The sequence below is a fragment of the Coleofasciculus sp. genome, assembly GCF_046565525.1.
GTDB lineage: Bacteria > Cyanobacteriota > Cyanobacteriia > Cyanobacteriales > Coleofasciculaceae > Coleofasciculus.
The window spans coordinates 1-16982 of sequence record NZ_JBKHUP010000059.1 but is presented as its reverse complement, the minus strand read 5'-3'; the positions used below and the strand labels follow the sequence as shown (position 1 = coordinate 16982).

Genomic DNA, 16982 nt, shown 5'->3' with positions numbered 1-16982 from the left:
CGAATTGCCGATGATGAGTGTCAAAGCACTCACTGATCAATCCGTACAGTCTGGCTCTGTCAGCGGCTTTGAGCCGCAACTACAGCCTTTTCTACGGGAGCCTCAAGCACCCGCAGACTGGGAAATAGAAAATGGTTTTCCTCAACATATTGAGCGCCAAATAAACCTTTTTCTGCCCAGAAATAACGGTCTGTCGTATGCTCATTTCGCTTAACTAGTAGCAAAGCAGGCGGAATAATCCCGGCTGATTGAATATATTTACGTGCTGCTGTAACCGGTTTATCTTCACCGCTTTCTATATTATACTGAGGCACATGCTCTAGGATTTTGCGCCCCTCTTGGCGGCGGCGACTCTTGCGCTTACGTCTTCTTGCCAACCTCTTTACCTCCTCTTTTTGCCGACAGTTGTAATGCTAGTTACAAAAGCCGTCGCAAGTATATCTGCTTGAGTCTGAAATATCAATATCTTTTTATGCTCTGATAGATATACCTAAAATGTCTCAAGACTAAGTAAAAAAAAGGGTTTGAGCGATGATCCCGCCCCAATCACTACCATAAAATTTAATTTTTCGTTAAAAAACTTCACAAAGAACCCCTAGAGAGGCTCCAGAGGCAGAGGTGCAGGGGGGAGATGAGGAAGTGGTGCAGGGGGGAGATGAGGAAGTGGTGCAGGGGGGAGATGAGGAAGTGGTGAGTTAACCAGAGAAGCCAACACTATACATGATCCTGTTCCCTGTGAAGAGTTCTCTATTCCCCATTTCATCTTATATCCTTGGGGCGATAGCCAGTTGTGTCAATTGTTAGACATTATAGAAAAGGAACCTTTGCTGAGTTCTGTTGTAAAAGCCCTCTGCTGGTGATCACGCAATCCTCATGTTCATTCCTGCTAGTTCAGAATTTGTCGCCTTGTGTCAATCACAGGTCGGAGTCCTCACTCAAAGTCTAGGCGCGGCGTTGAGTGCGGTATATTTAACAACAGATGAGCTAGACGAAGCCGCGCAACCTAAACTGATTCCGGTAGTAGTCTATCCAGAAGCGGCAATCTGGGAAGAGGACGATGCTGAGTTAGCATTGCCCGATCGCATCAGTTCACTGGACACAATTCCCCGCCTTGCTGAAGCTGTACCTCACCTTTTACCTCTACCCTGTGACGATCACCCTATCCCAGATTCCACCTCACTTTATCAGGACAACTATCCCTTATCTCAAGGACGGCAAATAGTTTTGCCCCTGATCCATGAAGGGGTAGTCATGGGATTATTAGTGACAAGTCGCGAGGATCGACCGTGGAATGACAAAGAACAAACCGCGATTGAACGCATAGCTGGGACATTGACACTTGCCTACTTAATGGATCGGCGTCGGGCTTGGTTTGAGCAGGAATGGACTCAGCAACGCCGTCTACAGGCACAGCAAAGGGATCGGCTTGATGATATCCTGCATCAATTTCGCAATCCTTTAACCGCATTGCGAACCTTTGGCAAGCTGCTACTCAATCGACTGCAACCCGATGATCAAAATCATAACGTTGCAGCTAGTATTGTGCGGGAGAGCGATCGCTTGAAAGATTTATTGCAAGATTTTGACGAGTGCTTAGATCAGGATGCACCGACAAGTGAACCCCTAACCTTACCCGCGTTAGCTAGCGCGGCGACTTGTCCACTCCCTGAACCCGACGAGAATGGGAAAATAGCTTCTGTCGTTAACTCAGAACCGGATACAGACGCACCAGCCATTCCTCTGCTTCCGGGCAAAACCCTAATTGTCGAGTCGTTCACCGTCACTGAAGTATTAGAACCCCTGCTCATTTCCGCCCAAGCGATCGCAGGAGAACGTGGTTTAGAATTACGCTATTCGATTCCCCAAAACTTACCCCCTGTTCGGGCTAATGCTAAGGCGTTACGAGAAGTCTTGAATAATTTAATTGACAATGCCTTAAAATACACGCCAGCCGGGGGACAAATTGATGTGGAAGCAGGTGTGGCTCAACCCGATGATGAGACGAGGACAATGGTAGGAATTGCGATTACTGACACGGGTTTGGGGATTGTGCCCCAAGACATCGAGCATTTATTTGAGCGGCGTTATCGGGGAATACAAGCCAACACAGGGATTCCAGGGAGTGGTTTAGGGCTAGCGATCGCCAAAGCACTGATTGAACAAATGCAGGGTCAAATCGAGGTATTTAGTCCGGCGCAGTCACTGTGGAAACAATCTCAGTTAGACGCCGCGATTCAAAGTTCGGGGGAGGAGTCAAGCCAGGGAACAACCTTTGTGGTTTGGTTACCCATTCATGAATCATGAAGTAAAAAAACACCGAAAACACCTATCTGGAAAGCCACACATCGTTAACGTGTAGAGACGTAGCATGCTACGTCTCTACACTATGGTGATCTAGTTGGCGCTGATGACTAAGTTATTATCTAGTTTGAGATCCAAATCGGTATCCGGTTGAATCACAATCAGATCAACACTGTTGCGACCGAGGAAGCGCTGGATTAAGCTTAACGCTACACCAGAGCCCGCACCAATCAACAGTTCTTCCGTCGCGATCGCTCGATCTCCTGTTACCGCCGAAATCGCCGCCGCCGCCGCTGTACCAAGTGCAGCATTTTTGAGCAGAGTACCTGTATTACTACCTTGACTTATTGTTTCTGTTGTGGTGATAACTTCAGACGAAGCATCAATATTCATCTGCTTACCATTCATCACTAGTTTCTCGGCGATAAATTGAGCGCCACCATTGGTCGAACGCAACGTACCCACAACCTCACTACCCGCAGGAATCAGCACCTTGTTATCAGAGGTTGTGATATTAGCATCAACTGTTAACGTCAAGGGTAATTGTTCGTCTTCTTGGGCAATTAAAATTTTCTCTCGGATGTACTTAACTGGAATAGTTGTACCCGCAGGAATCGTGAAATTTTGAACAACAGGCGTCGGATCAGCTACGTACTGAGAACTGACAACTTGCGCTTGATTTTCACTCACTAGGGCTTGGTAAATAAATGCAGCGACTTCAGCACGACTAGCATTCCGCTGGGGATTTAACGATTTAACGTTCGGATAATTCACCACCAAGCGTTCTTCTGTAGCGGCGGCTATTGGCGTCCGCGCCCAACTAGAAATGCTAGACGCATCATTGTAGTAACTTAATACATTGGTTGAATTCGCGGCATAATTTAAGCCATTTGCCAATGAAACTAAGGCTTGTTCACGAGGAATATTTTGTTCGGGTCTAAAAACATTACCCGGATAACCCGTTAAAAATCCCGTTTTATAAGCATCTTGGATCGCAGAATACGCCCAGTATCTTGAAGGAACATCGACAAAATTCGTTGCTCCCCGTTGATTGGCTTTATTAAAAGATTGATTTGCCTTACGCAGCATAGCCGCAAACTGGGCGCGAGTTACGGGAGCATCAGGTCGGAATGTGCCATCCGGAAAACCGGAAATAATATCCCGTTGTGCTAATTCTGTAATAAAGTCTTCAGCCCAGTAGCTAGAAGAAACATCTGAGAAACGTGTGGTTTGGGCAAGGGCTGATGCACCTGTAACGAAGGGAGCGATCGCACCAGCCGTTAATCCAAGGGCTAAAAATGCAGCGGTTCCAGATTGCCAGGGATAAAAGTTAGACATTAAAGGCGTTCTCCAACACAAATCGTCTTGTTAAATAACTAGACCGTTTAGGATTCCAGATGTTCCTAAAATTTTCCAACCTATTAATTGGATAAACTTTAGCAAAAAAATGTTCTCGTGGTCACTGTATTTGGGAACATTTTAAAAGATAATGACGATCATTAAGGACAATTAGTTTCCGATAAAAAAAAACCCTACCGACTCTTAGGGTAAAGGAGAAAAGATGGGGGAAATGGTGCAGACAAGGCTCCAGCGCTCCAAGGCTTCAAGGGAAAAAGGGGGCAAGGTAAAGGGAATGATGAGTGACCAGAAGGACTTGAGTCAACACTCTACCTGATCCTGTTCCCCATTCCCCGTTCCCTATTCCCTGTTCCTTAAGGACGAATGACAAAGGACAAAGGACTAAGTTTGCTGGTCAATCCAACGGTGGTAGAGCTTTTGAATGGCTTTAAGCACATTATTCTGAGTGGACTTGGGGGAAGTCTGGGCGGGATCGAGAAGCTGTAAGCGAGTGAGAAGTTTAGCTTCCTCAGTATCCACATCGCCATCGCTGTAAATTAAGGCACTAATCGCTTCAATCAAGCCCTGATAATCCTCTTGGCTAGGATGATCACCCAAATACTCTTGCACCCATCTATAACACTGGTTACTAGACACCGATTTGAGTTCATTCAACAGGGGTCGAATGTCTGGATCTTCATCCACACCGGATTGCTGGGCGACTCGGCGCAGATACTCCCGTTCCTCTGGCTGAATTCGACCATCTATCCAAGCCGCACCAATCAGAATCTTCACAAGCTGTTTGACATGAGAGTCTGTAACCATGACGTTTTTCTACAAAGAACTTCTGCTCTATCTATATCAGAACTGTTCCCAAAAATGCGCTTAGACGTTCTAATCTTTACTAATGAGCAGGAAACAGGGAATGGCTATCCATAACAAAGGACAAAGGACATAAGACATAAGGCTAATCTCCTATATTCTTCAATCTCACCATAAAAAAGCCATCCATCTGATGCTGATGGGGTAAGACTTTCAGCCCGCCTTGAGGGGTAGAAAAAGCGGAGAGTGTCGGCGGGGGTGCATCGGTACACCAGTGGGGATGACGTTCCAGAAAGGCTTGAATCACGGCTTCATTTTCCTGGGTATGCAAGGTACAGGTGGCGTAAACTAGCACGCCTCCAGGTTTAACCCAGGTAGCTGTATGAGTTAATAGTTCGCCTTGCAGTACAGAAAGTTCCTGAACTCTGGCTGGAGTACAACGCCAACGGATATCAGGGCGACGGTGCAGTGTCCCTAAGCCAGAACAGGGGGCGTCGAGTAAGACAGCATCGGCTGTCTGGGTAAATTGGGGGAAATCGCGGCTATCGCCTGTGCAGATTTGAATGGATTGTAATTGTAGCCGTTGGGTATTGGCTTGGAGTTTTTTCAGGCGAGAAGCGGCTTGATCACATGCCCAGATTGTACCGCGATCGCACATAAGTTCAGCCAGATGGGTTGTTTTCCCTCCCGGAGCAGCACAGGCGTCAATGACAACATCATTCGGTTGGGGATTGAGTAAATGACTCACGAGTTGAGCGCTACTATCTTGAATTGTCCACCATCCCTCGTTGAATCCAGGAAGCTTTTGTATTGAACCTGTACTTCCTTTTAGGCGTAAGGCTTGGGGAAGCTGGGGAAGGCGCTGAACTTGAACACCTGCGGCTTGCATCGCTGTTTCTACAGTATCGATAGAAGCTTTCAAGGGATTGATCCGCAAGTCAAGGGTTGGTGGTTGGTTGAACCATTGGCAAAGGGCTTCTGTTTCCTCGATTCCCAGTTGATTTAACCACACTTCGATTATCCAGTCGGGAAAACTATAGAGAGTACCCAGGCGCTGGATGGGGTGGGGGGGTAACTGCAAGGGATCATAGGATTGGGGATTGGATTTCAGACGTGCGTACTGTCGCAGCACCCCATTAACTACCCCAGCTAATCCTTTTAATTGATTGGCTTTAGCCAGCTCTACGCTGGTATTAACGGCGGAGTAAGGGGGAATGCGTTGCAGATAGCGTAATTGGTATAAGCCCAGATGCAGAATTAGGCGCAAGTCAGGGGGCTGCTGGTGGGCTTTTTTCTTACCCAGTTGGTCAATTAAGGCATCAAGGGTGCGGGCTTGTCTGGTAGTACCATAGACTAAATCAGTTAACAAAGCGCGATCGGCACGGTTGAGAGTAGCGTTACGAAGCACTCGATCTAATGCAATATCTGTAAATGCACCGTGGCTGTGGACATCTCGTAGGGCGAGGAATGCAAGTTGGCGAGGATTTGCCATAATCACTTGAAGCACTGTCATTAACGATGGGACAGTCTAGTATAAGAAGACAGAAGGCTCCAGGGTTGCCACATCTTAATTGTAGTACAAAGGTTCTAAATTTAAAAGAGCAAGTGCGATCGCGTCTCCGGTGGCTTCGACAATAGCGATCGCATTTGAAAACAAGCCACAATGACGATATAACCTTAACTCCTGTGACCGTCTAGTTATCGTCACGTCATCCCAGGAATCATGAACAAGTCCTCACCCACACCATCAACTCCCCGCCCTCGCTATCATAAGATGCGAGAACTAGGGCGAAATCGTGCTGGTGGACGCATCACCTACTTGGCAAAGGATAATAAAACCCAGCAACCCGTTGTGATTAAGCGATTTTTGTTTGCTCAGGCGGGTTCAGATTGGTCAGGTTTCAAAGCCTATCAACGAGAAATCCAACTCTTGCAGGGACTCGATCACGTCGGTATTCCCCGATATCTGGATTCCTTTGAAACCAAAGCCGGATTTTGTATGATCCAGGAGTACAAAAAAGCGCAATCGTTAGCCATACCCCGGAGTTTTGAACCGGAGCAAGTCAAGCAAATCGCCATCGCCACCCTAGAAATCCTGGTTTACCTGCAACGTCGGCTTCCTGTGGTGATTCACCGCGATATCAAACCCGAAAATCTTTTAGTCGATGAGCAACTCAATGTTTATCTGGTGGATTTTGGGTTAGCGCGGGTGGGGGGTAGTAACGTAGCCATGAGTAGCGTTGCGGCGGGGACATTTGGGTTTATGGCACCAGAACAGATATACAACCATAAACTGACGGAAGCCACAGATCTGTATGGATTAGGTGCAACTCTAATCAGTTTGCTGACGGGGACAAAATCCATAGCCATGGATACCCTGATTAACGAAGAGGGACAAATTCATTTTCAACATCTGCTTCCCCAACTCAGCCTCCGGTTTGTGACTTGGTTGGAGAAAATGGTGCAACCGAAAGCACGCGATCGCTATATCAATGCAGCGGCGGCGCTAGAAGCACTCAAGCCCATCGATTTGATCCGCACGCCAGAGGTGAAATTCAGCCCAGAGATACTAGAATTCACAACAACCCATATTGGGGAAAAACTGACACAAATTGTTACCCTTGATAATTCCATTCCCGAAACGGTGTTAGAAGGCACTTGGGAAGTCGCTCCCCATCCCAGTGATCCAAGTTTCAGGAAACAAAACAAACATCTTTGGATTACCTTTGAACCGAGTAAGTTTCAGGGAAATCAGGTTGATTGTAGAATCACGGTGGATACCAACAGGTTGATGGCAAATCAAACCTACAACCGCCGCATCTTATTACAAACCAATGCTGTTCCCGAAACTTATAGTTTTGAACTGAAGGTTAATACTAATTTTTTAGCCTTACCCAAACCGCCTTGGATATCCCTAGGACTTCTTTTAGGACTATCTGGGATAGGAACCGGGATTTTGTCAGGATTTGTTACCTTTTTTATCGCCAAAATTCCGATATTAGGGTATTGGATTGGTACTGGGTTTATCGCCGCATTTATTGGCGGTGCTGTACTCAGTGGGCTAGGAGTGAGGGGAGTACCGATTACTAAAATAGCATTATCTATCCTGGGGATGATGATGGTTTTTGCTCTATTTGTGTCTTGGTTTATAGGGACATTTTTAGTTGCATTAGTCGGTTTAGTGGGTTTAATCATCGGATTTACAGCGGGAGCAGTGATTAAAAATTATCGGGATCGAGGCTTTAGCCCCAAAATTGCCCTGACGAGTTCACTATTAATGACTGGGTTTGGTCTGAGTTTAGGGGTTGGCTATAATTTAGGTTTTGTTAATTTTTGGCTATTGGTATCGACGGTTGGCAGCAGTTTAGCCTTGGTTAATATTCTGATTAATCCTTACCTGCAACGGAGAAAACAACTGGAGTATTACAATCAGTCGGCGAAAAAGCGACGCTTGATTAAACCCTAAGCAAAATGGTTTTGAATTTGGATGAGGTATTGGGGATTTTTGCGTTGGTTGCGACAGTTTATATCCCCCCAACCCCCCTTCAAAAGGGGGGCTTTTTGAGGATAGCAGTATACACATCGATTAAGACAAGCGAACTGTTGTAGAGACGTTGCATACAACGTCTCTACCAGGCGTTGCCTGCTTCAAAACCAACCCCGACAGAACACCTTATTTGCCAAATCCCTTACCGCGATTTTCTGAGGGTAAACAGAGACAATTTTCAAGCTGCTGGTACAACTTATCATGGTCTAAATCTTGACCAATCAGCACCAATTGATTTTTCTTCTCCCCTTTCCACCGATCATCTTCAATGTTAAACCGCTTACCACTGAGGTGGAAAATGTGGCGATTTGGACTTTCATTAAACCAGAGAATTCCCTTAGCCCGGAAAATATTCGTTGTCAGTTGATTGTCCAGGAAATATTGAAACTTCCGAATATTGAAAGGTTTATCACTCTGGAAGGAAATCGAGGTAAACCCATCATTTTCTAAGTGATGGGAGTGATCATGATCGTGGTGATGCTCATGCTCGTGATGCTCATGCTCACAATCATGGTCATGGTGATGCTCATGCTCGTGATGATCATGGTCATGCTCCGACGACTCATCAAAATACCGGTCTGACTCAAACAATCCTACACTTAAAATCAGCGGTAATGGCACTTGGGATTGAGTGGTGCGAATAATCCTCGCCCCTTCTTTAATTTCGCGAATTCTTACCTCTAAGGCGTCTACATCACCTTCATCAACTAAGTCGATTTTATTGAGTAGAATGATATCGCCGTAAGCAATTTGGCTATATGCCGCTTCGCTATTGAATAGATCTAAACTAAAATTCTCACAGTCTACCGTTGTGACAATTGAATCTAGGCGAGTCATGTCTCGCAGTTCTGTTCCCAGAAACGTGAGGGCGACGGGTAGGGGATCTGCTAATCCTGTGGTTTCTACCACCAGATAATCCACCTTGTCTTCTCGTTCGAGCACCTTGTAAACGGCATTGACTAAATCTTCATTAATGGTGCAGCAAATACAACCATTACTCAGTTCCACCATGTCATCCCCGGTGGTAACAATGAGTTCATTATCAATGCCGATTTCCCCAAACTCATTGACTAAAACGGCAGTCTTGACACCTTCTTGGTTGCTCAAGATATGATTAAGCAGCGTAGTTTTGCCGCTACCGAGAAATCCTGTAATAATCGTCACAGGTAAGCCATGTTTCGGAGCGTCCAAGGTTGGGTCGGATGCAGACTGAGTTGTGATTGATTGCATAAGGCGCTATGTTGAACTGTCTTTAAACGTCAGAATTTGACATCCTCCCCACCCTCCTGAGCCTGCAAAGGATCTGCTGAGGGTAGGGATTCCCATCATTACTGATGGGGTTTCCTGGCTCGTCGAGCAACCTTACTCCTTTGGGTTTCCCCACAAGAGCAGGGGGTCATCTCATCCCCAGGCGTAACTTTCCGTCTGCCCGACGGTAGTTGTGCAAGACCTCGCAACGCTTTCATCAAAATATTGATGGCGGCGTTGGTGTCTCGGTCATTAATATATCCGCAATGTAGGCATTGATGAGTGCGAGTGGACAAGGTTTTCTTGACTTCTTGTCCGCAATTGGAGCAATCCTGAGAAGTGTAATGAGGCGCAACAGCAATCACTGGTACGTCAAATACTTTTCCAAAATACTCCAACCATTGCCTAAACAATGTCCAACTAGCATCAGATATTGATTTGGCTAGATGGTGATTTTTGACCATATTGCGTACTTTTAGGTTTTCAATGGCTACCAAGTCTGCCGACTGAACAAGCGCCCTTGCGGTCTTTACCGCAAAGTCTTTACGCCGCCTTGATACCTTGAGATGCGTTTTACCTAACCGCTTAATGGCTTTAAGACGATTTTTGGAACCCTTAGTCTTACGAGAAACACGTTTGTGTGCGCGTTTTAAGGCTTTTTCCGCCTTTCTCAAAAATTTAGGGTTCTCTACTTTGTTGCCATCAGAGTCAGTGTAGAAATGGTTTAAACCAACATCTATCCCTACCATCCGATTAGTGGGTTCGTGTTTTTCGGTTCGTTCTTGGTTGATGGAAAACTGGATATAATATCCATCAGCCCGACGCACAACACGTACTCGTTTAATCTGCTCTTTTTGATAAAAGTGCAAGTCACGAGTTCCCCACATCCTAAAAGTTCCAGCTTTAAATCCATCCCTAAATGTAATGGTTAATCGGTCATCCGATAACACCCACCCATCAACTTTGTACTCGACTGAGCCATGAATTTGATGTTTCTTAAATTTGGGGAATCCTTTCTTGCCTGGAACCTTTTTTTTGCAATTATTAAAGAACCGAGCTATGGTACTCCAAGCCCTTTCAGCAGACCCTTGACAAGCTTGAGCTGAAAGTTTTTTGCACCATTCAAATTGTTCTCTGAGTACTCGGCAATATTTATTGAGGTCGTACTTATTGAGACCTTTGTTATCCATCCAGTATCTAAGGCAGGAATTACGCACAAAACGCGCAGTACGAATCATCTCGTCTAAGATGGCGTATTGCTCGTCTGTTCCTCGTAATTTTGCCTCGAATACTAGCATGGTCACTTAAAATCTATGTCGGATATCCTAGCATCTGACGGGAGAGATTGTAAAAAGCAGGCATATTGAATATCTGCTTTTTACTTGGGGGAGTGAAGGCATCCCCACCCTACTCCACTTCGTTGCGTTGAGGATGGGGTTCTATAGCTCCCCCTCTCCCCCCACGTTACGATAGGAAGATACCGTACAGGTGTGATTCAATAAGACATCAAGCTGTACGCTGGATATGCCAATCCTTTCTCATTATTGCGTATCTGTTCCCAACTGAGTTTACTGTTCTTTTGCCATGACCCTAACCCTGTACAATACACTGACTCGTCGCAAAGAACCGTTTTCCCCGATAGAGACTGATAAGGTGCGGATGTATTGCTGCGGCATCACCACCTATGACTATTGCCATTTGGGTCATGCTAGAACCTGCATTATCTGGGATACTGCCCGTCGTTATCTACAATGGCGCGGCTATGATGTGAACTACGTGCAGAATTTTACCGATATTGACGATAAAATCCTGAATCGGGCGCGACAAGAGGGGACATCGATGGAAGCCGTCTCTGAACGCTTTATTCAGGCGTATTTTGAGGATATGGCGCGGCTGAATGTGGACGATGCGGATGCTTATCCCCGGGCGACGCATTGTCTGGATGGGATTAAACGGCTCATTTCTGATTTAGAACAAAAAAATTACGCCTACCCCGCCGCCGGAGATGTTTATTATGCCGTGCGTCGTTTTGATCAGTATGGTAAGTTGTCTGGACGCAAGTTAGATGAGTTGCAAGCGGGGGCTAGTGGGCGAGTTGAGGTAGAGGATTCAGAGGCGGCGAAGAAAAAAGACGCTTTTGATTTTGCCCTGTGGAAGGGTTCTAAGCCCGGAGAACCTGCCTGGGAATCCCCTTGGGGGTCGGGACGTCCCGGATGGCATATTGAGTGTTCCGCGATGATTCGGGACAATCTGGGTGAAACGATTGATATTCATGCGGGGGGATCGGATTTAATTTTTCCGCACCACGAGAATGAAATTGCCCAGTCGGAAGCGGTGACAGGTCAACCTTTGGCGCGTTACTGGTTACATACGGGGATGGTGATTGTGAATGGGGAAAAGATGTCTAAATCTTTGGGTAATTTTATCACCATTCGGGATTTACTCGATCGCCCCACTGATCCGATGGCGGTGCGGCTGTTTGTCCTCCAGGCACAGTATCGCAAGCCCTTAGATTTTACGGATGATGCTTTGGCGGCGGCGACGAATGGTTGGCATACGTTGAAAGATGGATTGCTCTTTGGTGATCAGTATGGCAAACAACTGGGGTGGCAAGACTCTGATAAACGGCAAAATTCTGTAGTAGAACGCTTCCAAGCCGCTGTGGATGATGATTTCAATTTTGCGGAGGGGTTAGCTGTATTATTTGAACTGGCAAAAGAGTTGGGGCGTGAGGGGAATATTTTGGTGCATGAAGGGAAAACCCGGACATCGCCCCAGGAATTAGAAGCACAATGGCATACATTGGTGGAACTGGCGCAGGTGTTTGGACTTGAGGCGCAAGGGGAGGAAATCAGTCAGGAATCGACGAGTGGGTTAAGTGATACAGAGGTTGAGGCGCTGATTCAGCAACGTACCGAGGCGCGGAAACGGAAGGATTTTGGGGAAGGCGATCGCATCCGGGATGAACTGAAAGCCCAAGGGATTACGCTGATTGATCAACCCGGTGGTGTCACTCGTTGGCATCGGAATTAAATCCTTACCAGAGTAGTTGCCAGATCAGGATTTGTATGGCTAATCCTCCCTAGGAGGGACGGATTTGCTCAATGGTTTTGAAACAATAACCCTGATTGACGCTCTCCCTCCTAGAAGAAGGGAGATTCTATGGAAATTTCGTTCCATATATCCCGGTAAACGGGTTCCCAGGCACACGATATTCGCCATCTAGGGCATCGTGTTATCTCCTAACACCCTGTCGATTCAGGGCTGGGCGTTTCAAACCTTTGCGGTTTGGGTTCCGCCGAGTCCCGGCGTACCTGATAAGTTGACTTCGACTTTGCCGCCGCAAGCCAACTGCATTGTATCATACTATCCTGGGGTGTTTATCCGGATAAAAGCCGTCCTAGAAGGACGGGGCTTCAGACCCTTTATTTCCGGTGACTGAACGCCCTGGGCGGATTCGACTGGTGCGGGATGGGCAACTCCAGAGTGAACCTGTCGCCATTGTTCCCGTAACCGCTAGGGGAGAAGGGGGATTACTGGGTATCGCGCCTCATCCTGAGTTTGCCAGTAATCGCCTATTTTATATTTACTACACCGCCGACCGCAACGGATCATCGGTCAATCTGGTTGAGCGATGGCAGTTATCAGCCGATGGCACGAGTGCCTCACCCGATAAAATCATTGTTGATAATATTCCCGTCGCCCGCTTCCATAATGGCGGGCGTTTGCGCTTGGGACCTGATGGAATGCTCTATATCGGCACTGGCGATGCCAGAAATCCTCAAAATTCCCAAGATGTCAACAGCCTTGCGGGAAAAATTCTGCGGGTGACTCCAGAGGGACAGGTTCCAGAGGATAATCCCTTTCCTGGCAATCCTGCCTATATTATCGGTGTTCGTAATACTGAGGGATTTGACTGGTTTGACTCATCAACCCTAGCCATAACTGATCATGGACCGAGTGGCGAACTGGGTAGAAGCGGACATGATGAAGTTAGCGTCGCCAGTGCGGGTGCTAACCTCGGCTGGCCCCCTATCTACGGTTGTCAAGATCAAGAAGGGATGATACCTCCTTCTCTGAGTTGGGAGGAAGCTGTACCTCCAGGTGGAGCCGCCATTTATACGGGGGACGCGATCGCACAGTGGCGGGGTAGTCTGTTAATGGGTGTCTTGGGTGCTTCCCACCTGCATCGCGTTACCTTCGAGCCACAGTCTCCCTATCAGGTTCAGAGTCACGAGGTGTATTTTCAAAATGAGTTCGGTCGGCTTAGAGAAGTGGTTATGGGACCTGATGGTGAGCTTTATGTTACCACGAGTAACTGCGACGGACGCGGGAACTGCCCCCCTGAGAAAGATAAAATTCTTCGCATCACCAGCAGCAATCCTTAGACACAGCTTGGTTAACAGTGATGTTAAGCTGCATGGCACGCTCATACCGAGTTGTGCTCAAACATAGTACATAGGAAAAGCAGGGAGGCAGGGGAGGCAGGGGAAGCAGGGGGAGAGAACGTTATATCTTTGAATGCAACTTGGTAAGCTGCTATGCAGCTAAATCCAATAATTTAGATCCTGAAACCCTTTGATAGCTTAGATTGCCTTATCAAATTAAATGCGATCAGATGAGGCTGGTGGGCAATGCCCACCCTACGCTATAGACAGGGAATCTGAAGTCGAACCTTCAGATTCCCTGTCTGTAGCTAGAAGTCAAACGAGGGATGGGTCATGTAATCTGTTTTGGCTAAATCTGTTCAAAACGCTGAAAACTGACCATTCATGAAAATCCTCCTTAACGGTTCACGTCGATTCACCCTTGTCGTCTTTGCTACTGGATTTCTTTTCCTGGCTAGTCCTCACCGGAGTGTCGCCCAAGACGAGATGGTTCCTATACCAGCGTCCGCGAATTCACCCCTTGATAATCCTGATAGTGAAGTCTATTTTTCCGATATTTTAGTTCGAGGTAAACCTGTTTTCCAAGTGGGTAGCCTTGCGGATTTTGGTGCAAGAGAACGGGCAAAAATTATCAATCGGCGGATTAATAGTCTTTTGGCACAATCGGAAACTTTGGGACAGGTGACAGTGAATCCAGATGACCCTCGCCAAGTGGCAACGTTGCGATTGAATAACCGAGTATTAATGACTGTTACTCAGCAAGATGCCCAAGATTTTGGTTTGTCTGTTGAAGCCTTAGCCGAAAGATGGGCAGAACAACTGGAGCAGGCAATTAAAAAACCGCCCCTAGCAATTGATGTGGGACAGCGTCTTTATGGAACAGTACGGCAACTTTTACGCGATATTATAACGAATCTCCCTTCTTTATTAGGGGCGCTGGTTGTGGTTGGGATTACCTGGGGAGTGGCGAAAGGGGTGCGGTTTATTGGCTTTAGTTGGGCGCAACAAACGGAAGGCGATCGCAGTACAGAAATTCTGATTGGACGCTTGGGCTATGGTGGAGTCTGGGTACTGGGTTCAGTCATTGCCCTAGGGGTTTTGGGACTAGACTTTGGTGCCTTATTAGGGGCGTTGGGACTCACCAGTGTGGCGATTGGTTTCAGTCTCAAAGATGTTTTGAGTAATTATATCTCTGGAGTCATTTTACTTGCGGCTCGACCTTTTGGTATTAATGATCAGGTGGTGATTAGTGATTATGAGGGTACGATTACGCAGATTGACCTCCGAGCAACCACGATGAGAACCTATGATGGGCGGTTAGTTTATATTCCGAATCAAGAAGTATTTTCTGCCAGTATTATTAATAATACGGCTTCACCGCGTCGTCGTAGTTCAGTTATGGTTGGTATTGACTATGATGCCGATATTGCCCAGGCAAAACAGGTGATTAAAACGACTCTCGCCTCACTTCCAGGGTTAGAAAAAGAACCGCCTCCCGAAATTTTAGTAATGGAGTTAGCGGCGAGTACGGTGAATCTGGAAGTACGCTTTTGGGTTGATTCACGGCGATTAGGGTTTTTGACGATGACATCTCAAGTCAGTCAAAGTATAAAAGAAGCACTGCAACAGGCAAATATCGAAATGCCCACTGATATCTATACATTAATGTTCCGCAATTCTCCTCTACCAACGGATACAACGGGTAATTCTCAATCCGGTAATTCTAACTCCGAGTTAGTTCTTCCTCATCAAAACTCAGCCAACGGATAAAGGATTACTTTGGGTTTTTCGGGGGGAATGATACCCAAGACAGCATTAGAAAAGCCTTTTATTTCCAGATTTTAGAGACATGCATATCATGTCTCTATTTAATTTGGACTTTTTTATTTTTTTAAATTAATATAAGAATAGTTCTTTTAATCCAACTTAAGGCAGAGAGGTCACTCGGCTATTGCTGTACTCTAGAGAGACGTAACCTCATTCAATACCGAGATAGAATACCTAATAGAAATTGCTAAGTTTCAGAAAGGAATATGCCTACATCACCAACCCTCAACTTATACGAAAAGCTAGGTGGACAGCCAGTTGTTGCTCAAATTGTGGATGATTTTTATAAGCGCGTTTTAGCAGACGACATCGTTAATGACTTTTTTGCTCACACCGATATGGAAAAGCAACGGCGTCATCAAACCGCTTTTGTTTCCCATGCGTTGGGGGGTCCGAATCAATACAGTGGACGCTCAATGGAAAGAGCTCACGCTGGATTAGACTTACAAGCCGAACATTTTGAAGCGATTGCCAATCACTTGGCTGAATCACTGGCTGAATATGGACTCACACAAGAGGAAATCAACAGCGTACTTGAGCGCATCTCAACATTGAAAGAGGCTGTTTTGCACAAGTAAGAGGAGTTGAATATCACTGAACTAAAGGGGTTAACTAAGCTGACTTTTTACGGTATGTGGCACAACGTGAGTATTGATTGTGTAGGGGCGGGTTTCACGACCATCTTTTTGGTTGCACCCAGATGTGACTAAACCCGCCCCTATTCAGGTTTCTAGACTTCCCGTGAAAAACTAGGTTAGCTGAGAAACTTGAAAAGTAATATCTCCAACCCGGTAACTTTCACTGTAAATTGATTGGCTTTACACTAACAGCACGACATCAAAATTAGCCTAGCTGATCAATCGAATGCAACTGTCACTTTTTCCAGAGACTCAAACATCGAAAGCCAAAGATAAATCTGATTTGTCGATTTTATGGGCGCACGCCATGCGCCCCTACGGTTTCTTGTCAAGTGGTGGGTATGGGGCAGTGGATGCAGTAGAGTGTGTTGGAGTGCAGTTTGACCGATTCCCAGTATGCCAGGTGGCGATCGCGTCTGGTGTCTGCATCCGGTGATTAAGCTAGACTAGGATCAATGGCGGTGAAAATTTGCATCGCGCGATCGCTAAAACCTTGGATATACTGTAGGGTGGGCATTGCCCACCAGAATACGAGGAGCGTGACATTCAGATTAGGATAGCATTGCCTTTGATTTCCGCTGTGACTGTTGTCAAGGAAAGGTTGAATGCATCGGCGGTGAACCCCTTCGAGATGACACGAGATTTTGGGCTGATAGCGCGGATGGGTAGGTGTTTTTTTTAGGGGATGCGGAAAAATGGCTGAATCGCTCTCTAGATAAGCGGTTGAAGGTGACTCTGCCTAAATTTCAGCCGCGCAATTTCTGAAAGGCTTACTGGTACTGATGTTTAGCGATTTTTATAGAAGCGCCGTAAAACCCACGTCTTTTAAGCGTGGGATATGAGGCGGGTCATCGGAGGGACGTAGATGACCAA

Annotated in this window: 15 protein-coding genes; 8 read left to right on the top strand and 7 right to left on the bottom strand. The window is 46.4% G+C overall.

Annotated elements, in window-relative coordinates:
- Positions 1 to 59 precede the first annotated feature (59 nt).
- A complete protein-coding gene (locus ACLGGO_RS20680) occupies positions 60 to 377 on the bottom strand; it encodes a DUF3155 domain-containing protein (RefSeq protein WP_446369321.1) in 318 nt (105 codons plus the stop codon).
- A 496-nt stretch (positions 378 to 873) separates the two neighbouring features.
- On the opposite strand from ACLGGO_RS20680, the gene ACLGGO_RS20675 reads away from it, so the two are divergent.
- Positions 874 to 2304: a GAF domain-containing sensor histidine kinase gene (locus ACLGGO_RS20675; RefSeq protein ID WP_446420723.1), complete on the top strand. Its 1431-nt coding sequence runs from the start codon at positions 874 to 876 to the stop codon at positions 2302 to 2304.
- Between the two features lie 90 nt (positions 2305 to 2394).
- Here ACLGGO_RS20675 and ACLGGO_RS20670 read toward each other — a convergent pair whose 3' ends face one another.
- The 4 genes from ACLGGO_RS20670 to ACLGGO_RS20655 all read right to left on the bottom strand — a co-directional run bounded on the left by ACLGGO_RS20670 (position 2395) and on the right by ACLGGO_RS20655 (position 6169).
- Positions 2395 to 3639, bottom strand: a complete 1245-nt coding sequence (locus ACLGGO_RS20670; protein ID WP_446420722.1) for an S-layer homology domain-containing protein — start codon at positions 3637 to 3639, stop codon at positions 2395 to 2397.
- Between the two features lie 402 nt (positions 3640 to 4041).
- Complete coding sequence (locus ACLGGO_RS20665; RefSeq protein WP_446335174.1) at positions 4042 to 4464, bottom strand: tellurite resistance TerB family protein; 423 nt, start codon at positions 4462 to 4464, stop codon at positions 4042 to 4044.
- Between the two features lie 142 nt (positions 4465 to 4606).
- A complete protein-coding gene (locus ACLGGO_RS20660; protein WP_446420721.1) occupies positions 4607 to 5953 on the bottom strand; it encodes a 16S rRNA (cytosine(967)-C(5))-methyltransferase in 1347 nt (448 codons plus the stop codon).
- A 75-nt stretch (positions 5954 to 6028) separates the two neighbouring features.
- Positions 6029 to 6169, bottom strand: coding sequence for a hypothetical protein (locus ACLGGO_RS20655; protein WP_446335176.1), 141 nt, complete (start codon positions 6167 to 6169; stop codon positions 6029 to 6031).
- Positions 6170 to 6184: 15 nt separating this feature from the next.
- On the opposite strand from ACLGGO_RS20655, the gene ACLGGO_RS20650 reads away from it, so the two are divergent.
- Entirely contained in the window at positions 6185 to 7927 is a 1743-nt protein-coding gene (locus ACLGGO_RS20650; RefSeq protein ID WP_446420720.1) for a protein kinase domain-containing protein, read from the top strand.
- Between the two features lie 207 nt (positions 7928 to 8134).
- Here ACLGGO_RS20650 and ACLGGO_RS20645 read toward each other — a convergent pair whose 3' ends face one another.
- On the bottom strand, positions 8135 to 9238 hold the full coding sequence (locus ACLGGO_RS20645; RefSeq protein WP_446420719.1) for a CobW family GTP-binding protein: 1104 nt from the start codon (positions 9236 to 9238) through the stop codon (positions 8135 to 8137).
- Positions 9239 to 9336: 98 nt separating this feature from the next.
- Entirely contained in the window at positions 9337 to 10554 is a 1218-nt protein-coding gene (locus ACLGGO_RS20640; protein ID WP_446420718.1) for an RNA-guided endonuclease InsQ/TnpB family protein, read from the bottom strand.
- 286 nt (positions 10555 to 10840) lie between these two features.
- On the opposite strand from ACLGGO_RS20640, the gene cysS reads away from it, so the two are divergent.
- From cysS to ACLGGO_RS20610, 6 genes are all read left to right on the top strand, one after another.
- The gene (gene cysS / locus ACLGGO_RS20635) at positions 10841 to 12289 is read left to right on the top strand and encodes a cysteine--tRNA ligase (protein ID WP_446420717.1); all 1449 of its coding nucleotides are present in this window, start codon (positions 10841 to 10843) and stop codon (positions 12287 to 12289) included.
- Positions 12290 to 12488: 199 nt separating this feature from the next.
- Entirely contained in the window at positions 12489 to 12698 is a 210-nt protein-coding gene (locus ACLGGO_RS20630) for a hypothetical protein (RefSeq protein WP_446420716.1), read from the top strand.
- Positions 12691 to 13644: a PQQ-dependent sugar dehydrogenase gene (locus ACLGGO_RS20625; RefSeq protein ID WP_446420715.1), complete on the top strand. Its 954-nt coding sequence runs from the start codon at positions 12691 to 12693 to the stop codon at positions 13642 to 13644. Before ACLGGO_RS20630 ends, ACLGGO_RS20625 begins: the two co-directional genes overlap by 8 nt.
- Positions 13645 to 14028: 384 nt before the next feature.
- A complete protein-coding gene (locus ACLGGO_RS20620) occupies positions 14029 to 15414 on the top strand; it encodes a mechanosensitive ion channel family protein (protein ID WP_446420714.1) in 1386 nt (461 codons plus the stop codon).
- A gap of 263 nt (positions 15415 to 15677) precedes the next feature.
- Entirely contained in the window at positions 15678 to 16049 is a 372-nt protein-coding gene (locus ACLGGO_RS20615; RefSeq protein WP_446420713.1) for a group I truncated hemoglobin, read from the top strand.
- A 286-nt stretch (positions 16050 to 16335) separates the two neighbouring features.
- Complete coding sequence (locus ACLGGO_RS20610) at positions 16336 to 16545, top strand: hypothetical protein (RefSeq protein WP_446420712.1); 210 nt, start codon at positions 16336 to 16338, stop codon at positions 16543 to 16545.
- The last annotated feature ends 437 nt before the right edge of the window (positions 16546 to 16982 follow it).

Coding starts and splice junctions, on each gene's coding strand:
- ACLGGO_RS20620 (WP_446420714.1), top strand. CDS start 14,029: ATGAAAATCCTCCTTAACGGTTCACGTCGATTCACCCTTGTCGTCTTT.
- ACLGGO_RS20615 (WP_446420713.1), top strand. CDS start 15,678: ATGCCTACATCACCAACCCTCAACTTATACGAAAAGCTAGGTGGACAG.
- ACLGGO_RS20660 (WP_446420721.1), bottom strand. CDS start 5,953: ATGGCAAATCCTCGCCAACTTGCATTCCTCGCCCTACGAGATGTCCAC.
- ACLGGO_RS20675 (WP_446420723.1), top strand. CDS start 874: ATGTTCATTCCTGCTAGTTCAGAATTTGTCGCCTTGTGTCAATCACAG.
- ACLGGO_RS20610 (WP_446420712.1), top strand. CDS start 16,336: ATGCAACTGTCACTTTTTCCAGAGACTCAAACATCGAAAGCCAAAGAT.
- ACLGGO_RS20645 (WP_446420719.1), bottom strand. CDS start 9,238: ATGCAATCAATCACAACTCAGTCTGCATCCGACCCAACCTTGGACGCT.
- ACLGGO_RS20640 (WP_446420718.1), bottom strand. CDS start 10,554: ATGCTAGTATTCGAGGCAAAATTACGAGGAACAGACGAGCAATACGCC.
- cysS (WP_446420717.1), top strand. CDS start 10,841: ATGACCCTAACCCTGTACAATACACTGACTCGTCGCAAAGAACCGTTT.
- ACLGGO_RS20670 (WP_446420722.1), bottom strand. CDS start 3,639: ATGTCTAACTTTTATCCCTGGCAATCTGGAACCGCTGCATTTTTAGCC.
- ACLGGO_RS20665 (WP_446335174.1), bottom strand. CDS start 4,464: ATGGTTACAGACTCTCATGTCAAACAGCTTGTGAAGATTCTGATTGGT.
- ACLGGO_RS20650 (WP_446420720.1), top strand. CDS start 6,185: ATGAACAAGTCCTCACCCACACCATCAACTCCCCGCCCTCGCTATCAT.